The organism is Peribacillus sp. S4, from assembly GCF_046715815.1.
Taxonomy (GTDB): Bacteria; Bacillota; Bacilli; order Bacillales; family DSM-1321; genus Peribacillus; species Peribacillus frigoritolerans.
Genome location: NZ_CP175708.1, coordinates 2,824,218 through 2,839,888, shown reverse-complemented (window position 1 = coordinate 2,839,888; position 15,671 = coordinate 2,824,218). Strand labels below are relative to the sequence as shown.

At 39.3% G+C, this 15,671-nt stretch carries 17 protein-coding genes; 13 read left to right on the top strand and 4 right to left on the bottom strand.

From position 1 onward, the window contains the following. Positions 1 to 18: 18 nt before the first annotated feature. From ACJ9PY_RS13495 to ACJ9PY_RS13485, 3 genes are all read left to right on the top strand, one after another. Positions 19 to 1,359 carry an aspartate aminotransferase family protein gene (locus ACJ9PY_RS13495; RefSeq protein WP_411738336.1) on the top strand — a complete coding sequence of 447 codons (1,341 nt, stop codon included), beginning with the start codon at positions 19 to 21 and terminating at the stop codon, positions 1,357 to 1,359. 287 nt (positions 1,360 to 1,646) lie between these two features. Next, positions 1,647 to 2,261, top strand: a complete 615-nt coding sequence (locus tag ACJ9PY_RS13490) for an NUDIX hydrolase (RefSeq protein WP_034307027.1) — start codon at positions 1,647 to 1,649, stop codon at positions 2,259 to 2,261. A 94-nt stretch (positions 2,262 to 2,355) separates the two neighbouring features. Further along, on the top strand, positions 2,356 to 3,153 hold the full coding sequence (locus ACJ9PY_RS13485; protein WP_278089729.1) for an endonuclease I family protein: 798 nt from the start codon (positions 2,356 to 2,358) through the stop codon (positions 3,151 to 3,153). 62 nt (positions 3,154 to 3,215) lie between these two features. Here the strand turns inward: ACJ9PY_RS13485 and ACJ9PY_RS13480 are convergent, their stop codons facing one another. The 3 genes from ACJ9PY_RS13480 to ACJ9PY_RS13470 all read right to left on the bottom strand — a co-directional run bounded on the left by ACJ9PY_RS13480 (position 3,216) and on the right by ACJ9PY_RS13470 (position 6,691). Further along, the gene (locus tag ACJ9PY_RS13480) at positions 3,216 to 4,274 is read right to left on the bottom strand and encodes a lactonase family protein (protein ID WP_063576125.1); all 1,059 of its coding nucleotides are present in this window, start codon (positions 4,272 to 4,274) and stop codon (positions 3,216 to 3,218) included. A gap of 143 nt (positions 4,275 to 4,417) precedes the next feature. Beyond that, positions 4,418 to 6,181: an adenine deaminase gene (gene ade, locus ACJ9PY_RS13475; protein WP_411738335.1), complete on the bottom strand. Its 1,764-nt coding sequence runs from the start codon at positions 6,179 to 6,181 to the stop codon at positions 4,418 to 4,420. A gap of 24 nt (positions 6,182 to 6,205) precedes the next feature. Next, complete coding sequence (locus ACJ9PY_RS13470) at positions 6,206 to 6,691, bottom strand: nucleoside deaminase (RefSeq protein ID WP_095679507.1); 486 nt, start codon at positions 6,689 to 6,691, stop codon at positions 6,206 to 6,208. Positions 6,692 to 6,905: 214 nt separating this feature from the next. On the opposite strand from ACJ9PY_RS13470, the gene ACJ9PY_RS13465 reads away from it, so the two are divergent. The 10 genes from ACJ9PY_RS13465 (at position 6,906) to ACJ9PY_RS13420 (ending at position 14,261) form a co-directional block, all read left to right on the top strand. Then, complete coding sequence (locus ACJ9PY_RS13465; RefSeq protein ID WP_057277531.1) at positions 6,906 to 7,808, top strand: AEC family transporter; 903 nt, start codon at positions 6,906 to 6,908, stop codon at positions 7,806 to 7,808. Positions 7,809 to 8,073: 265 nt separating this feature from the next. Continuing rightward, entirely contained in the window at positions 8,074 to 8,484 is a 411-nt protein-coding gene (locus ACJ9PY_RS13460) for a hypothetical protein (protein WP_057277532.1), read from the top strand. A gap of 437 nt (positions 8,485 to 8,921) precedes the next feature. Continuing rightward, positions 8,922 to 9,650, top strand: a complete 729-nt coding sequence (locus ACJ9PY_RS13455; protein ID WP_057277533.1) for an amino acid ABC transporter ATP-binding protein — start codon at positions 8,922 to 8,924, stop codon at positions 9,648 to 9,650. A 22-nt stretch (positions 9,651 to 9,672) separates the two neighbouring features. Next, positions 9,673 to 10,500 (top strand): transporter substrate-binding domain-containing protein, encoded by an 828-nt coding sequence (locus tag ACJ9PY_RS13450; protein WP_063576128.1) that lies wholly within the window; start codon positions 9,673 to 9,675, stop codon positions 10,498 to 10,500. 107 nt (positions 10,501 to 10,607) lie between these two features. Further along, complete coding sequence (locus ACJ9PY_RS13445; RefSeq protein ID WP_034307002.1) at positions 10,608 to 11,246, top strand: amino acid ABC transporter permease; 639 nt, start codon at positions 10,608 to 10,610, stop codon at positions 11,244 to 11,246. Between the two features lie 14 nt (positions 11,247 to 11,260). Beyond that, complete coding sequence (locus ACJ9PY_RS13440) at positions 11,261 to 11,911, top strand: amino acid ABC transporter permease (RefSeq protein WP_034307000.1); 651 nt, start codon at positions 11,261 to 11,263, stop codon at positions 11,909 to 11,911. Between the two features lie 653 nt (positions 11,912 to 12,564). Continuing rightward, entirely contained in the window at positions 12,565 to 12,846 is a 282-nt protein-coding gene (locus tag ACJ9PY_RS13435; protein WP_063577730.1) for a DUF4190 domain-containing protein, read from the top strand. 110 nt (positions 12,847 to 12,956) lie between these two features. Next, positions 12,957 to 13,277 (top strand): hypothetical protein, encoded by a 321-nt coding sequence (locus ACJ9PY_RS13430; protein WP_053535156.1) that lies wholly within the window; start codon positions 12,957 to 12,959, stop codon positions 13,275 to 13,277. Positions 13,278 to 13,572: 295 nt separating this feature from the next. Next, positions 13,573 to 14,022, top strand: a complete 450-nt coding sequence (locus ACJ9PY_RS13425) for a nucleoside 2-deoxyribosyltransferase (RefSeq protein WP_411740280.1) — start codon at positions 13,573 to 13,575, stop codon at positions 14,020 to 14,022. 110 nt (positions 14,023 to 14,132) lie between these two features. Further along, positions 14,133 to 14,261: a hypothetical protein gene (locus tag ACJ9PY_RS13420; RefSeq protein ID WP_255256757.1), complete on the top strand. Its 129-nt coding sequence runs from the start codon at positions 14,133 to 14,135 to the stop codon at positions 14,259 to 14,261. 622 nt (positions 14,262 to 14,883) lie between these two features. Here ACJ9PY_RS13420 and ACJ9PY_RS13415 read toward each other — a convergent pair. Then, the gene (locus ACJ9PY_RS13415; protein ID WP_268565722.1) at positions 14,884 to 15,627 is read right to left on the bottom strand and encodes a L,D-transpeptidase family protein; all 744 of its coding nucleotides are present in this window, start codon (positions 15,625 to 15,627) and stop codon (positions 14,884 to 14,886) included. Positions 15,628 to 15,671 lie beyond the last annotated feature (44 nt).

Genomic DNA, 15,671 nt, shown 5'->3' with positions numbered 1-15,671 from the left:
TTAGGAGGAGTGTAGCTTATGCAGGTTGAAAAACAGGGTCAGGATCTTAAAGCGATGGATGGTAAATATGTGTGGCATCATATGAAAGGGGCTGAACCCACCCCTGGTGCAATGGTGATTAAAAACGGGCAAGGAGCATGGATAACGGATGTTGATGGGAATCGCTTCCTGGATGGGATGTCTGGTTTATGGTGTGTTAACGTCGGTTATGGCCGCACGGAACTGGCTGAAGCGGCTTACGAGCAGCTGAAGGAACTTCCATATGCCCCTTTAACGAATAGCCACATCCCGGCTATTAAGCTAGCGGAGAAATTAAATGAATGGCTTGGTGGGGATTACGTGATTTTCTTCTCTAACAGCGGTTCAGAAGCCAATGAGGCGGCCTTTAAAATTGCGCGGCAGTATCATCTGCAAAAGGGTGAACATGGACGCTATAAATTCATTTCGCGTTATCGCGGCTATCATGGCAATTCAATGGGAGCCCTGTCAGCTACCGGGCAGGCACAGCGAAAATATAAATACGAACCTCTCGCCCCAGGGTTTCTTCATGTATCACCGCCAGATTCTTACCGAAATCCAGAGGATGAAAGCGGTGAAAAAAGTGCAGCGGAAATTGAAAATACCATTACATGGGAGCTGAGCGAAACGGTGGCTGCGGTCATCATGGAACCAATCATCACCGGGGGCGGAATTTTGATGCCGCCCGATGGCTATATGAAACGTGTCAAAGAAATTTGTGAGAAAAATGGTGTCCTTCTCATTTCGGATGAGGTCATTTGCGGGTTCGGCCGAACTGGTAAGAAATTCGGATTTATGAACTATGATGTAAAACCAGACATCATAACAATGGCTAAAGGAATCACGAGCGCTTATTTGCCATTATCAGCTACAGCAGTCAAACGTGAAATTTATGAAGCGTATATTGGCTCAGACGTTTATGACCGCTTTCGGCATGTAAATACATTTGGCGGCAATCCTGCTGCCTGTGCTGTCGCTTTGAAGAATATTGAAATATATGAAAATGAAAAACTAATTGAACGGTCCAAGGAGTTAGGGCTACGCTTTCTGCAAGAGTTTGAAGAAATCAAATCTCATCCCAATGTTGGGGATGTACGCGGGAAAGGTTTGTTGGTAGGCATCGAACTAGTGGAAGATAAACTGACAAAACAGCCGATCGAACTTTCCAAAATCAATAAAGTCATTGCTTCATGCAAAGAAAAGGGGCTGATCATAGGGAAAAATGGCGATACAGTAGCAGGTTTCAATAATATCCTGACTCTTGCTCCCCCGCTTAGTATAACTGAAGAGGATTTCGCATTCATCATAGCGACGGTAAAGCGAACGTTAGCTGAACTATGAAAATAAAATAAAGAAACTGAATATTCAACAATTTCACGCATGTGCCTGTTGATACACATAACTTGCTTTTAAAATGAGGCTGATACGTCAGTTTTAGCGCCGTTCGGAACTTTGAACGGTGCTTTTGTCTATGATCAAGGAAGAATAAGAGGTAAAGGAATCTAATAGAAATTATAGGCGATATTTTGGAATCGTTTTCCTTGCTTAGTTATAGCGGATGTTCGAAAATGGAATGATAAGGAGTAGTGATAGAATATCTATATTATCCGGCAGAAGAGGTGAGGGACATGAATAATGAAGATATAACAAAAAAATTAACATTACATATCCCTGAAATTTTAGGGAGTGGGAATTTTTCAAAGTATGCTGTATTGGTACCACTTATAGAGAAAGAAGATGGAATTCATGTTCTTTTCGAAGAGCGTTCGCACAAACTGAGGAGGCAGCCGGGGGATATATGTTTTCCGGGCGGGAAAATAGACAAGCTGGATCAAGATGAACAGGCTGCTGCCCTAAGGGAAACATATGAGGAGCTTAATTTGCGAAAAGAAGATATCGAAAACGTCTTTCCGATCGATTATTTGGTATCTCCATTCGGGATGATTGTCTATCCTTATGCAGGATTTGTTCGTAACCATCAACGGATAATACCTAATCCAGCTGAGGTAGAAACCATTTTTACGGTCCCGCTTTCCTTTTTCATGGAAAAACCGCCAGAAATTTATCATGTGGAATATAAAGTGGAACCGCATGCAAACTTCCCCCATGATTTAGTCGTTGGCGGGGAGAATTATAAATGGCAGCCAAAACAGATGGAAGAGTATTTTTACTTATATAATGGTCGGGTAATCTGGGGAATGACAGCGAAAATCCTTACCCATTTTATTGAAATTCTTCGTTAGACCCTTCTAAAGCACCTTTTTTTTTCGGTCTATTTCTATTAAGCTTTAATTATGGTAAAAGTTAGGTTTTTAATAGAAGCGGGGGGATGAGTGGATGAAGTATAGTTTTGAAGTACTTGAAAAAGAACGGGAAATGGCAATGGCTGCACTAGTCAACTTCAATGAAAACCGCGAATACTATGATGAAACCAAAGATAAGGAACTTAAGCTAGCATACTACAAAGATGGTTCCTTGGACCGGGAAGGATTGAAGGACCTACTTGTGGCAACCCATAAAAACCAGCTGAACTACTCACCGCATCGTCATGTTTACCCATGGGTGGACTTACAGGAAAATGGCCAGCTGAAAAGTCTGTATTCCGGTAAAGGGATGGATCCTGCACAAGTGATTGAGGAAGATATTCGTATACTGGAAGTATTGTCAAGAGGTATTGAATCAACAAATTCGGAGAATATTCTCGTTAATTGTGAACATGTAGTACCTCAATCATGGTTCGATAAAAAAGAACCGATGAGGGGGGATTTGCATCATCTGTTTGCCTGTGAACCAACGTGTAATAGCAGCCGGAGTAACTATCCATACCATGATTTTGAGGATTATATCCCTGAAAGATCGGCTGCCGGTATAAAAGCGGGTTGCGGGAAATCAGACGAAAGTAAATTCGAGCCCGAATACGGAAAAGGGATCGTGGCGAGGGCAACTTTGTATTTTTTACTCAGATATGAGGGAATCATCGATAGCGGCAATATCGATCTTTCACTGCTTTTGGAATGGCATCGGCTTTTTCCCGTCAGCACTTATGAAAAACATAGAAACCTCGCTATACATGAAATGCAGGGTAATCGTAACCCGTATATAGATTTTCCCGAAATGGCAGAGAATTGGAATTAAAGTAGGGCATAAAAAAGAGGATTGAAGCTGCAGTGAAAGCTTCAATCCTCTTTTATTATGGATTATAAGAATTTTACGCAAACAGGGAAGGGAACTTGAACATCCTTTTGCAATAATGTTAATTTTCCGTCATGTTCATTCCGGGCATATAGTGTCAAGTTTCCTGATTGTTCATTAGAAGCGATCAGGAATTTTCCGCTAGGGTCCAATGAAAAATCACGCGGCCAATGTCCTTCGGTGGAAACCAGCTGCACGAATGCCAGTTTGCCTGTTTCTTCATTGATTTCGTAAACGGCAATACTATCATGTCCGCGGTTTGCGGCATATATGAATCGCCCGTCATCAGAAATATGAATGGCGCTTCCTTGGTTATTTTCCTTGAAATCTTCAGGGACGGTCCGTACCGTTTGCAATTCAGAAAAACTACCGGTTTGACTATCGAAGCTCAAAACAATCACTTCTGGTACAAGTTCTGCCATGACATACGCAAATTTACCGTTTGGGTGGAAGGTCAGATGCCGTGGTCCGCTGCCGGGAGCAACAGATAAGCTGTTTACTTCTTCCAAAACCCCATTATGTATTTTATAGGTTATTACTTTATCTATTCCGAGGTCGACAACAGCAATGAACCTTTCATCCGGCGTGAAACCAGCGAAGTGAGTGTGTGCTTTTTCCTGACGTTCTTCATTCGGTCCATGCCCTTCATGTTGAACAGTTGATGATACAGGCAAAGGTGTCGCATCGTCATGAAGCGGATATGATTCAATCACGCCTTCTCCATAACTGGAAGTGACCAAAACCTGTTTCTTGCTGTCGACACTTATATGGCAGGAAGAGCCATTTGGTGTAAGTTGTTTGCCTAAGAAGGTAAGCTCACCTGAATCTTCATTAATCGAATAGGCTGAAACCCCACCGCTGCCCGCTTCTTTTAAAATGGCGTAGAGATTCTTTTTGTCCTGGCTGATGGCGACATAAGTCGGATCGGTCAATTCTGCTGCAAGTACCGGTGTACTGAGCTTTCCTTCTGCTGTATCTAAAGTAAATCGGTAAATACCTTCGCTGTTTCCTTTTGTGTAAGTGCCTATGTATCCAATGATGTTCTGTTGATTATGTTTTGCCATATTTATCTCCTCCAAGAAAGAATTGTGTTTATTTTTATTTTAACATAGATGATGCGCATATATCCTTTTCCCATTTTATGTTGAGTCGGAACCTTTTCTTTTAGAATTTTTTTGGGTGATATGAAAAAAACCCGCCTAGCGGGTTAATTTAAATCGACTGGCTTTGAAGCTTCGATGGGTATATGCCTAAACTCAGAAACGGAAAATAAACCCTGATCCGTCAGTTTGATTTCAGGGATGACTGGTAGCGCCAAGAAGGCAAGTGTAAGAAAAGGGTTGAAATGCCTGTTAGCACCGAGTTTCAATAAGGCTTCATCGATGTGCTTCAATGAATGGACCACATCCATATAATTGCATTCACTCATCAATCCAGCTATTGGAAGGGGAAGGGAAGCTAGTATTTCCCCATTTTGGATTACAGTCAATCCACCCTGCATTTTTTTGATTTCCTTAGCTGCCAGAAGCATATCCTGGTCATTCGTTCCGGCAATGATCAAATTATGTGAATCATGGGCTACTGTCGTGGCAATGGCTCCTGATTTCAACCCGAGCCCTTTGACGATTCCCAGGCCCACTTGTTTGGTCATATGATGCCGTTCAATAACAGCAAGTTTTAGATGATCAACATGTTCGGAGAACTGAAATAGACCATCATGATTAAGTGTGACCGGTTCAATCGAATGCTTTGTAATCAAGCTGTTTGGAGTTATCTCAATAATATTGGCGAACACATTTTTAAAAGGTATCGCGAAATTATCTCCGGTTATTTCATGAAATTGAACAGAGTGCTTCAACTCGTCGGTAATAACCTGTTTCTCATCAGCTGGATAGTTAAGCAATCGATTATTTTGTACCATAAGCTTTCCATCTTTGAAGACCGAATGGAGGATGACTGAATCAAGATCATCCAGTAGTAGGAAGTCTGCCTTGTATCCAGGTGCAATTGCACCATGTTCCTTTAATCCAAAGCATTCTGCTGCATTAATGGTCGCCATTTGAATGGCGGTAATTGGCGGGACACCTGTTTCTATGGAAAGTCGAACGTTGTGATCGATACTTCCTTCAGAAACTATATCATCTAGGTGCCGGTCATCGGTGACGAATAAACAACGGCGGGAGTTCTTCTCATTAATAACTGGAATCAGGTTAATTAAGTCTTTGGCGACGGTGCCTTCCCTGATCATAAGATACATTCCTTTACGCAGTCTTTCTTTTGCCTCTTCCGCTGTAGTGCATTCATGATCTGTTTTAATGCCTGCACTTAGATAAACATCGAGCTGTTGTTCAGATAATCCAGCTGCATGACCATCGATGCTTTTGCCCAGTCTGTTTGCATCGTATATTTTTTGCAGCATATCTTCATCTGTATGTGAAACGGCAGGGAAATTCATTACTTCGGCTAAACCAAGCACTCTCGGGTTTTGATAAAAGGAAATTAAATCTTCACTTCTTAAGATAGCACCAGAATGTTCAAACTCCGTAGCAGGTACACAAGAGGGCATCATGAAGTAAAAATCAAAAGGAAGTTGATCGGATTGTTCAATCATATATTCCATGCCCTTTTTGCCAGAAACATTGGCAATTTCATGAGGATCTGCAACGATGCAGGTCACACCATGTAAAAGGAGGATTTTTGCAAGTTCATAAGGCCTGACCATTGATGATTCTATATGAACATGGCCATCAATGAAGGAAGGGCATACGAATTTCCCTGAAGCATCGATTTCCGAAGTACCCTCATAATGCCCAATTCCAGCAAAATAACCATCGGAGATCGCGATGTCGCCAGTATAGATATCACCATTGAATACATCTATGATTTGCCCGTTCTTAATGACGCAATCTGCAGGTGTTCTTCCTGATGCAACGTCAATTCTCCTTTTAAGCAAGTTTTTTTTCATATTCATAACCCCTTTGGCCATAAAAACCAGTTAATATTTCACTTTTTCCGTATTGGTTTCCCATGTTCGGAATGGTAAGTCATGGTCATTAAAAGACAATTGTTTCATTTTAATTGTGCGGTTTTCCATTGGCAGGGCAAGTTCTTGATAGATAAAGTGATCATCAAAGCCAATAACTGCAGCGTCTTCTTTAGTGCATGCGTAATAAATGGCTTTTGGACGTGCCCAATAAATAGCACCGATGCACATGGGGCATGGTTCGCAGCTAGTGTAAATTTCACAATCTGTAAGTTGGAAGCTGTCGAGATTCCTGCATGCATCACGAATCGCCTGTACCTCGGCGTGAGCAGTTGGATCGTTGGCCGTTGTCACATTATTACATCCTCTGCCCACGACTTTGCCATCTTTTACGATTATAGCACCAAAAGGACCTCCGTTCTTAGCCAGTACATTTTCATTTGCAAGCCGAACAGCCATCTCCATGAATTTTACATCCACTAAAAAACACCCCTTCATATATTAATAACCAAAAAGTGTTAATGTTACGTTTTTTAACGTAAATATAATAAACAATATACCATATGTCTGGGGAAACAGAATATCGTTTTCTGAAAATAAAGAAAAATCAATTTTATGACGTGCGATCGAAAGGATTTAAAAGAATTTTTACAAATAATTATAAAACTGATATTGTTAGAAGAAAATCATTAGAATTATGAAGGTGATATGCATGGGTTTTTTGGGAGTTCTATTACCGATATTCGGTATATTTGTTTTAGGTTTCATTGGTCAGAAAAAGTTTAATCTTGATACAAAATCGATTTCCACGATGGCATTATATTTAATGTCACCTTTTCTCGTGTTCCGGACTTTTTATTCCGCAGAGTTTACGATTAATTATTTTTACCTGTTCTTATTCACGATAGTACTTTGCCTTTCTCTCATACTGGTAGTCTACATTATATCTTTTTTTCGCAATTATACAGTCACTGAAACAAGCGGCATGATATTGGCATCGGCATTCATGAATAACGGGAATTACGGTACACCCGTCATTTTCTTGTTATTCGGAGCCGCAGGACTCGATTATGCAATCATCCTTATGGTGGGACAGCAGTTAGTGATGTGCACGATCGGCATTTATTTTGCAGCAAAGGGCAGTCCTGAAGGAAACGGAGTTCAAACAGCAATTAAAGCGGTATGTCGAATGCCAATTGTATATGGAGCTATTGCAGGAACAGCCTTTCAGTTCGTGAACATACCTTTAAGCAATTCGGTTATGGAAGCTATTAATCTTGTTGCAAACGCAGCGATCCCGACAATCATGATTACACTGGGAATGCAGCTGGCCAACATTTCCCTGAAAAAAATTGCCTATCGAAAGCTATCAGTTTCGCTACTCCTTAAACTTGCCGTTTCACCAGCAATTGCCTTCCTGTTATCACTTGCCTTGCCAGTGGGTGAAATGGTCAGGCATATCATGATCATCGTAGCTGCCATGCCAACGGCGGCTAACACTACAATGTATGCGCTCCAATTCAATACGGAGCCTGAATTCGTTTCAAGTGCTACATTCATCAGTACATCATTAAGCCTGATTACGCTTCCCATCATCTTTTTCTTTGTATTATAGAAGATTATGATTCTAATTATGTGGGCAAACTTATTTTAAACACGAATCGGACGTTTCCTATCCAATAAACGAGATCCGGCCTAATTATAGGCATTGCCCTTGATGACCAAATCTTGGGCTGGGTACCCATCGCGGTACATGAACTTATGGCCTTTATTAGGTGTTGATGAAAAAATGATTTCAACAATTTCATTTTAATATTAAAGAGAAGCTTATTAAACCGGCGTTTGGTATTTTAATGCCAGTATTTGATTGGAGGGGTTTTGTGTTCCAGACTAAAATTAAATTGATTAATCCTGGAAAGATTGATGCCATACTAAAGGAAATCGTCCTGAAAACCTTTGAAGAAGCACTGGAAGAAAAACTTTTGCTATGCATGGAGTGCGGAGATGTCGATTTTTATATCGCTTATTCAAATAATGAGGAACTTCAAGATGCGATTAATGAAAACTTTGAACTTGATGAATGTGGTGAAATCATGAAAATAGATGAACATCAGGAACTTATGGATGATTTATACGATTATTTCTTGATCATACATAAGGAAAGTGATTTGTTTGATTTTTTTCCAGCAGGTCCATATACCCACAATGGGGAAATTCATGAATCAGATACGGATATGCTGGCGCCAAGGGGTTTGTATTCAGCACCATTTGAAGATGCGATAAAGGAATAATACGAAAAGACAGCAAATGCTGTCTTTTTGTATTATTAAAAGCGTATTCAGCTTTCGGGAAATAAATGATTTTTTACAAAAAGAGGGGATTTTTCCAAGGGGAAATAAGTTAAAATTTAGCATTTATATGGAATATAGCAATAATATCATGAAATATGATAACGTTTTTAACAATTTAAAGTTTAGATGGTAATTTTAAGAAATATTATATATAATAAAAAGTGTGAATATTGAATATATTATTTAAATTACTAGTTTAAAATAACAATAAAAATGGTCGCTTCCCTAACACTATCGAAATATTGGGAAATAATATTGGAAGAAAGGATTATACATAAGTTATGATTCGAGTTAAGAGAATGTTATAGTACGCTTTTATAATTCTGATTATTATAAATATTCAGTTTCGAAGATTGATTATGGACGGGGTGCTAATTATGATAGTTTTTGACCGAGTGAATAAGTATTATGGCGATTTCCATGTATTGAAAGAAATTAATCTAACAATCAAGAAAGGGGAAGTGGTAGTGGTCATCGGACCTTCCGGATCAGGAAAAAGTACACTGCTTCGATGCATTAATCGTCTAGAGACCATTTCGGAAGGATCCCTTTCAATAAATGGTTTGAATGTAGCGGATAAAAAGACGGACATAAACAAACTCCGTCGTAATATCGGTATGGTTTTCCAGCATTTTCACTTGTATCCCCATAAAACCGTGCTCGAGAATATCATGCTTGCTCCCAGGAAGGTCTTGGGACAATCCGAAGAGGAAGCAAAAAAAATTGCACTGAAGTATTTGGACAAAGTGGGGATTGGAGATAAAGCAAATTCATTTCCTTCCCAGCTTTCAGGTGGACAGCAGCAACGGGTAGCGATTGCCAGAGGTTTGGCAATGGGACCGGAAATCATGCTTTTTGATGAACCTACCTCAGCCTTGGATCCGGAAATGATTGGCGAGGTACTGGATGTTATGAAAGCACTTGCCCATGAAGGAATGACGATGGTGGTTGTTACGCACGAAATGGGATTTGCCCGTGAAGTGGCGGATCGAATCGTATTCATGGACGAAGGCAGGGTTTTAGAAGAGGCAACTCCGGCTGAGTTTTACGCCAATCCTCGTGAAGAGAGGGCTCGTTTATTCCTTAGCCGTATATTAAATCATTAAATAAAAAACAGGGGTGAATTACATGTTGAAGAAAAAGAAATGGTTAAAATTATCTTTGCTATCATTACTGGCCGTCATTTTATTAGCTGGTTGCGGCGGGGGGAATGATACCGACAAAGCTGAAGAGGGTGGAGGTAAAGGCAAAGAAGAAGATGTTCTAGCACAAGTGAAGGAAAAGGATAAGATCGTTTTTGGGGTGAAAAATGATACAAGGCTATTCGGTTTGAAGAATCCTAGTACTGGAGAGGTAGAAGGCTTTGATATTGATATTGCCAAAGCTCTTGCAGCAGAAATCCTTGGTGATGAGAATAAAGTTGAATTTAAAGAAGTGACTTCTAAAACTAGGATGGCCTTATTGAATAATGGTGATATCGACGCAATTGTAGCAACTATGACAATCACGGAAGATCGTAAAAAAGAAGTTGACTTCACTGATGTTTACTTCGACGCGGGACAATCTTTGTTAGTCAAAAAGGGCAGCGATATCAAGGGTATTGATAACTTGAAAGGGAAAAAGGTATTGGCTGTCAAGGGCTCTACTTCTTCCATAAATATCCGTGAAAAAGCTCCTGAAGCACAAGTGCTGGAATTTGAAAACTATTCCGAAGCGTTCGCTGCACTTAAATCCGGACAAGGGGATGCATTGACAACGGATGATTCCATCCTTTATGGAATGGCAGATGAAGATCCAAGCTATGAGCTTGTTGGCGGTACATTTACCGAAGAGCCATATGGAATTGCCGTAAAAAAAGGGAATACTGAATTTGTGGAAGAGTTGAATAAAGCCCTTAAGTCACTTAAAGATTCAGGCAAGTACGACGAAATCCATGATAAATGGATTAAACACTAAACATTTTAGCAAATGTATATGGGCAGCTGACCTTGAATAACATTTGAACATTTGTCTGTGAGGATGAGCGTATTGCTCATCCTTACTAGTTAAAGGAGTTGTATGCCGTGCTTGATTTCTCCATTTTAACAGAGAATCTGGATATGTATTTATTAGGCTTTAAAAATACGATCATGTCGAGTTTGATCGCGTTGGTATCGAGTTTGATTCTTGGTGTGCTAATTGCCATCATGCGGATTGCGCCAATAAAGCCACTGAACTGGCTGGGTACCGCCTATGTCGAGTTCATTCGGAACATACCGTTATTGATCATTACCTTTTTCTTCTTTCTTGGTCTTAAACTAAGCGGTCTATATGCAGGGACATTAGCCTTGACCATTTACACTTCATCTTTCATAGCTGAGGCAATTCGGGCAGGCATACTCTCCGTGCCTAAGGGTCAAATGGAAGCTGCCCGTTCATCAGGCCTGACATATGGGCAGGCCATGAGGCTCGTCATACTGCCGCAGGCCGTTAAAATCGTCATTCCTCCTTTAGGGAACCAATTTATCAATTTAGTAAAGAATTCTTCCATATTGGCCGTCGTTGCAGGACTCGATCTTATGTACCACGGAGATTTGATTTCTTCAAGGACATTTGTCGTGTTTGATGTGTACATTTTCGTTGCAGCTTTTTACTTAATTCTTACCATTCCTTTAAGCTTTGGCGTTGGTTATTTGGAAAAACGTCTGGCTAAGAGTAATTGAGGGAGGTATAAGATATGGATTTTGCAGGTGCATATACACCAGATAATCTTAAGTTTTTATTAGAAGGATTTTGGGTAACGCTCCAGGTAGCTTTTATATCCATTATTCTAAGTTTCATTATTGGCGGGCTTGTAGGTATAATCCGATACGCAAAAGTGCCGGTGTTATCACAAATACTAGCTTTGATTGTAGAAACGGTACGTAATTTACCTCTGTTATTAATCATATTTTTTACGTATTTTGCTTTGCCGGAGATACGGATTAAACTGGAAATCATTCCAGCAGCCATAGTTGCCTTGACAATTTTTGAGTCAGCCATGCTTTCTGAAGTCATTAGAAGTGGACTGAAATCCATTGATAAAGGTCAAATGGAAGCTGCCCGTTCATCAGGTTTGAGCTATACACAGGCATTGATACATATTATTCTGCCCCAAGCGCTGCGCCGCATGGTTCCTCCCATTGTCAGCCAATTCATTTCTTTATTAAAGGATACCTCTTTAGCGGTTGTCATCTCTTTGCCTGAGCTGACACATCATGGTCAAATCATATATGGACAAAGTCAAAAGTATTTAATACCGATTTTGATCCTGGTAGCTCTCATGTATTTCATAGTTAACTATAGCCTTTCTTTGGTAGCCCAGAGACTTGAATTGAAACGCACCTAAAAAAACGGCTCAGAAATGAGTCGTTTTCTATTTGTCTAGGAGATTCGGAAGTGTCTCACCCTCAACCTTATTTTAAAGCTTGTTTATACTCCATGATCCATACAGTCGGTGGTAAAGAAGCGGATTTCTGGAATCAACTGGAATGTTATTTTAAGAAGAAACCGTAGGCTGAACTCATGCCAAACACGTTGAAACTAAGTTATCCTTCATGGTTTTATACTGTAATCCTTAATAAATGGAAGAAATTTGCGACACTCCAGCCGAATAACTGGCTAGCCGAGAGCCCACAAGCGCTTGTGGCGAGGAGGCTTGGCAGACAGTCGGCGGAAAGGGAGCGGATTTCTGGAATCACCGGAATGTTATTTTAAGAAGAAACCGTAGGCTGGACTCATCCCAAACAAATTGAAACAAGGGGATCCTCTTGATTTTATACTGTAATCCTTAATAAATGGAAGAAATTTGCGACACTCCAGCCGAATAACTGGCTAGCCGAGACCCCACAGGCGCTTGTGGCGAGGAGGCTTGGCAGACAGTCGGCGGAAAGGGAGCGGACTTCTTAATCAAATAGAATAATAATGATGAATGAGTACACAAAAAATGAATCTTTTGCTTTTAATAACCGTATATATAAAGGAAGAAAGAAGGTGGAAAATATGTCGGAAATTAAAAGAAGCAATAGCAAAGCGATTGTATCATTGATCATGGGGGTATTATCCCTGTTTATTCCAATCATCGGCATCATATTAGGTATTTTAGGGTTAATATTTGCATCGAAAAGTAAACAAGAAATGAACCTTACTGGTGAATCTGGAAATGGTTTAGTGACAGCTGGAAAAGTGTGCAGCATTATTGGAATAATCTTGAATGTTCTCATGATTTTGATTTTCATGGTGTTTTTTTATTTCGTAGTCAATACGGATATATCAACCTATTGAATGTAAGTATTAATTTGACAAACAAAGAAAAGTAATTTAAACCTATATAAAATGGAAATTCATGTTATAATTATTATAAATATCTAAATATTGTATGAAGGGATGATATTTTGACCATTCAAATCTTTGAGTACCCAGCCGTATTCTATTATGAAAAGCACCCGTTGATTATCGACTCTTTTTCCGTTCAAGTTTGTTTCCCGGATTTTAGGCGAGAAGGAATTATTTCTTCCGTTAGCGGCAGGAATCGGTTAGATGCCTTAGCTTGTGCTCAAGAACTGTTGGAATCCATGGTCGAACATTTTATACACGATAAAAAAACAATCCCGGATGCAAGCGAAATGGAAAAGGTGAATCTGGATCGGGGAATTAATATATGCGAGGCTGCACCCTTCAGAATTGAAATAGAAAATATCACATATGAAAAATAAAAAAACCTTGCCGGTTAAAGGACAAGGTTTTTATTTTGGATTACTTGAATTTGTAACCCGGAATGTCAGACCAGTACATATTATATTATTTTATTATTTTTTTAGTAAGCTGAAGTCGATGGGGATAATAGTGGCACTCATAAAATAAAAAAACCATCATTACCTGTAAAAGGAATGATGGTTTTTAGTTTCGCTAAAAAATTCCCCATTTAATTATTTTTTATTTTTGGGGAAAGGATATTGCGTTCTTTATAACGAATATGTATAGTATAGGTAACGTAGGTAAAAAGTATCAATAGTTATATATTTTGGAGGTGTATGTGTGAAATATTATATAGCATCAGACGAAAAAAATTTGAAGCAAGTAAAATCATTGATCAAGAAATTGACTTCAAAAGGATTTACTTGTGTGAATGACATGAATTTAATTACGAATGATGAGAAAAACCAATTAACGGACGACATTGGAGAATATGAAAAAAAGGGGATAGAGGAAGCCGATTTCATGCTGATCTTCCTAACGGCAGGAAAAGGTAATCTATATGAGCTTGGCTATGCTTTATCATTAAATAAGAAAATAATTGTGTATTCTCCTGAGAAAGAAAATTATCATATTAATAAAAAATCAATATTTCATAATCTGCCCGAGGTAACAATCTGCAGCGGGACCTTTTATAAGCTGGTTAAATTGATACATACGCTTTCTCCGGAAGGATCTGAAAAAGATTCACTGCCTCTTAAATAAATGTCAAATGTAAAATTTTAAGGAGACCCTCTAATAAAATTTCTTTTGAACGAATTGTTTAAAGTATTAAAAATGAGGGTAAAGACCATTAAAAAAGGGAGAGGGCTGTTTTGGCCATTATTGATATCGACCAATTATTGTTAGCCACTGAAGCGATAGCAGAAGAGTCAGTTCCATTCCATCTTGATACATTTGACATCGACCAACTTTTAGATAATACGGATAATTGGAATTGGTAAAGAAAAGCATGCCCATAGAGGATATGCTTTTTTTAGGCTGTTTTCACATACTTTGTTGCTATTTACCAGGTAGTGAGTTGTGGTTGATTTCCCCTCCAGATGCTCGATTTCCGCAGGGCGGGAGGTGAAACTCCTCGGCGTAAACGCCTGTGGGGTCTCACCTGTCCCGCTGCTCCCGCAGGAGTCTCGCACTTCCGCCCCAATCACCTTAAATAGTTTCGTTTTAAAAACAACTATCTTTACGAAAAGAGCCTTTTTTAAAGAGAAAATAGCCTGATTACCTGTATGAAAATAATACAAGAAACCAGGCACGTGCAGATATTTTAACGATTGGATAAAGTTAAAACCTGCGTCCTTTTACGAATCCTAAAATCACAAACATTGAAATGGTGCCGATAACAAAAATTGCTTTAATGGAATTCACTAGAATTTCATCGTACATTTGTATTACCTCCTTGTATGTAATGACAGTGCGATTATGATTAGCTGTTGATGTATAAATTATAACATAAAGTCAATATCTGATGGTGGGAAATTAAAGACGATATGGGTAATAATGTATAGGTTGTACAGTTAAAATATAAAAAAGATATCCTCTAATCAGTGGATATCATTGAGAAATTTATTTAAGTCCTAGTGCTTTTTTTGTTTTTGGTCCGACGATTCCATCAGAAGTAAGTTTTTTGGACTTTTGGAATTTCTTTACGGCTGTTTCGGTGTTTTTTCCAAATGACCCATCTACTCCTTTAGTGCTGTATCCAAGTTTAGTTAATCTTTTTTGCAGTTCGATAACCTGAGGGCCACTGCTTCCTTTCTTTAGGGTAGCGTTTGTATTCACCGGCAGGCTCACAGATCCGCTCACTTTGAATCCATTTGTGGCAGCTATGTTGGCAAATGATTTATTCGAACTGGCAATCAAGACTACAGTGCTCATTCTCACCCTATCGTAAAGCCATTGTACATCATTGTTATACATACGGATACAACCGGCACTTATATATTTCCCGATTGTTGAAGAATCATTATTGCCGTGTATTGCGTACGTATTTCCTGGTGTATTCCTTGCATTGATCCCCAGCCATCTTTTACCTAGAGGGTTTTTTGGGTCTCCGCCTCTAATGTTGCCTTTATAATAGGGACGATTCACAATCTTTGTCACTACTTTAAACTTTCCTTCAGGAGTGTAGGAGGCTTTCTTACCTGTCGCCACGATGAATACCTTCACCAATTTATCATTTTCGTAATAGGCAAGCTGATTATTGGCTTTATTGATGATAATCAGTTGTCTTGCTGCCGCACCTGAAGCATTACTGAACCCCAAAAAACTAAAGGCGAAAATCAATACAAATACAATTATTTTTTTCATGTTTTTCCCCGTCCCTCATTTAAGCAACCTACATTTACACATAT

Excerpts from the sequence above, each read along its gene's own strand:
- ACJ9PY_RS13495 (WP_411738336.1), top strand. The coding sequence starts at position 19 with ATGCAGGTTGAAAAACAGGGTCAGGATCTTAAAGCGATGGATGGTAAA.
- ACJ9PY_RS13490 (WP_034307027.1), top strand. The coding sequence starts at position 1,647 with ATGAATAATGAAGATATAACAAAAAAATTAACATTACATATCCCTGAA.
- ACJ9PY_RS13485 (WP_278089729.1), top strand. The coding sequence starts at position 2,356 with ATGAAGTATAGTTTTGAAGTACTTGAAAAAGAACGGGAAATGGCAATG.
- ACJ9PY_RS13480 (WP_063576125.1), bottom strand. The coding sequence starts at position 4,274 with ATGGCAAAACATAATCAACAGAACATCATTGGATACATAGGCACTTAC.
- ade (WP_411738335.1), bottom strand. The coding sequence starts at position 6,181 with ATGAATATGAAAAAAAACTTGCTTAAAAGGAGAATTGACGTTGCATCA.
- ACJ9PY_RS13470 (WP_095679507.1), bottom strand. The coding sequence starts at position 6,691 with ATGAAGGGGTGTTTTTTAGTGGATGTAAAATTCATGGAGATGGCTGTT.
- ACJ9PY_RS13465 (WP_057277531.1), top strand. The coding sequence starts at position 6,906 with ATGGGTTTTTTGGGAGTTCTATTACCGATATTCGGTATATTTGTTTTA.
- ACJ9PY_RS13455 (WP_057277533.1), top strand. The coding sequence starts at position 8,922 with ATGATAGTTTTTGACCGAGTGAATAAGTATTATGGCGATTTCCATGTA.
- ACJ9PY_RS13450 (WP_063576128.1), top strand. The coding sequence starts at position 9,673 with ATGTTGAAGAAAAAGAAATGGTTAAAATTATCTTTGCTATCATTACTG.
- ACJ9PY_RS13440 (WP_034307000.1), top strand. The coding sequence starts at position 11,261 with ATGGATTTTGCAGGTGCATATACACCAGATAATCTTAAGTTTTTATTA.
- ACJ9PY_RS13435 (WP_063577730.1), top strand. The coding sequence starts at position 12,565 with ATGTCGGAAATTAAAAGAAGCAATAGCAAAGCGATTGTATCATTGATC.
- ACJ9PY_RS13415 (WP_268565722.1), bottom strand. The coding sequence starts at position 15,627 with ATGAAAAAAATAATTGTATTTGTATTGATTTTCGCCTTTAGTTTTTTG.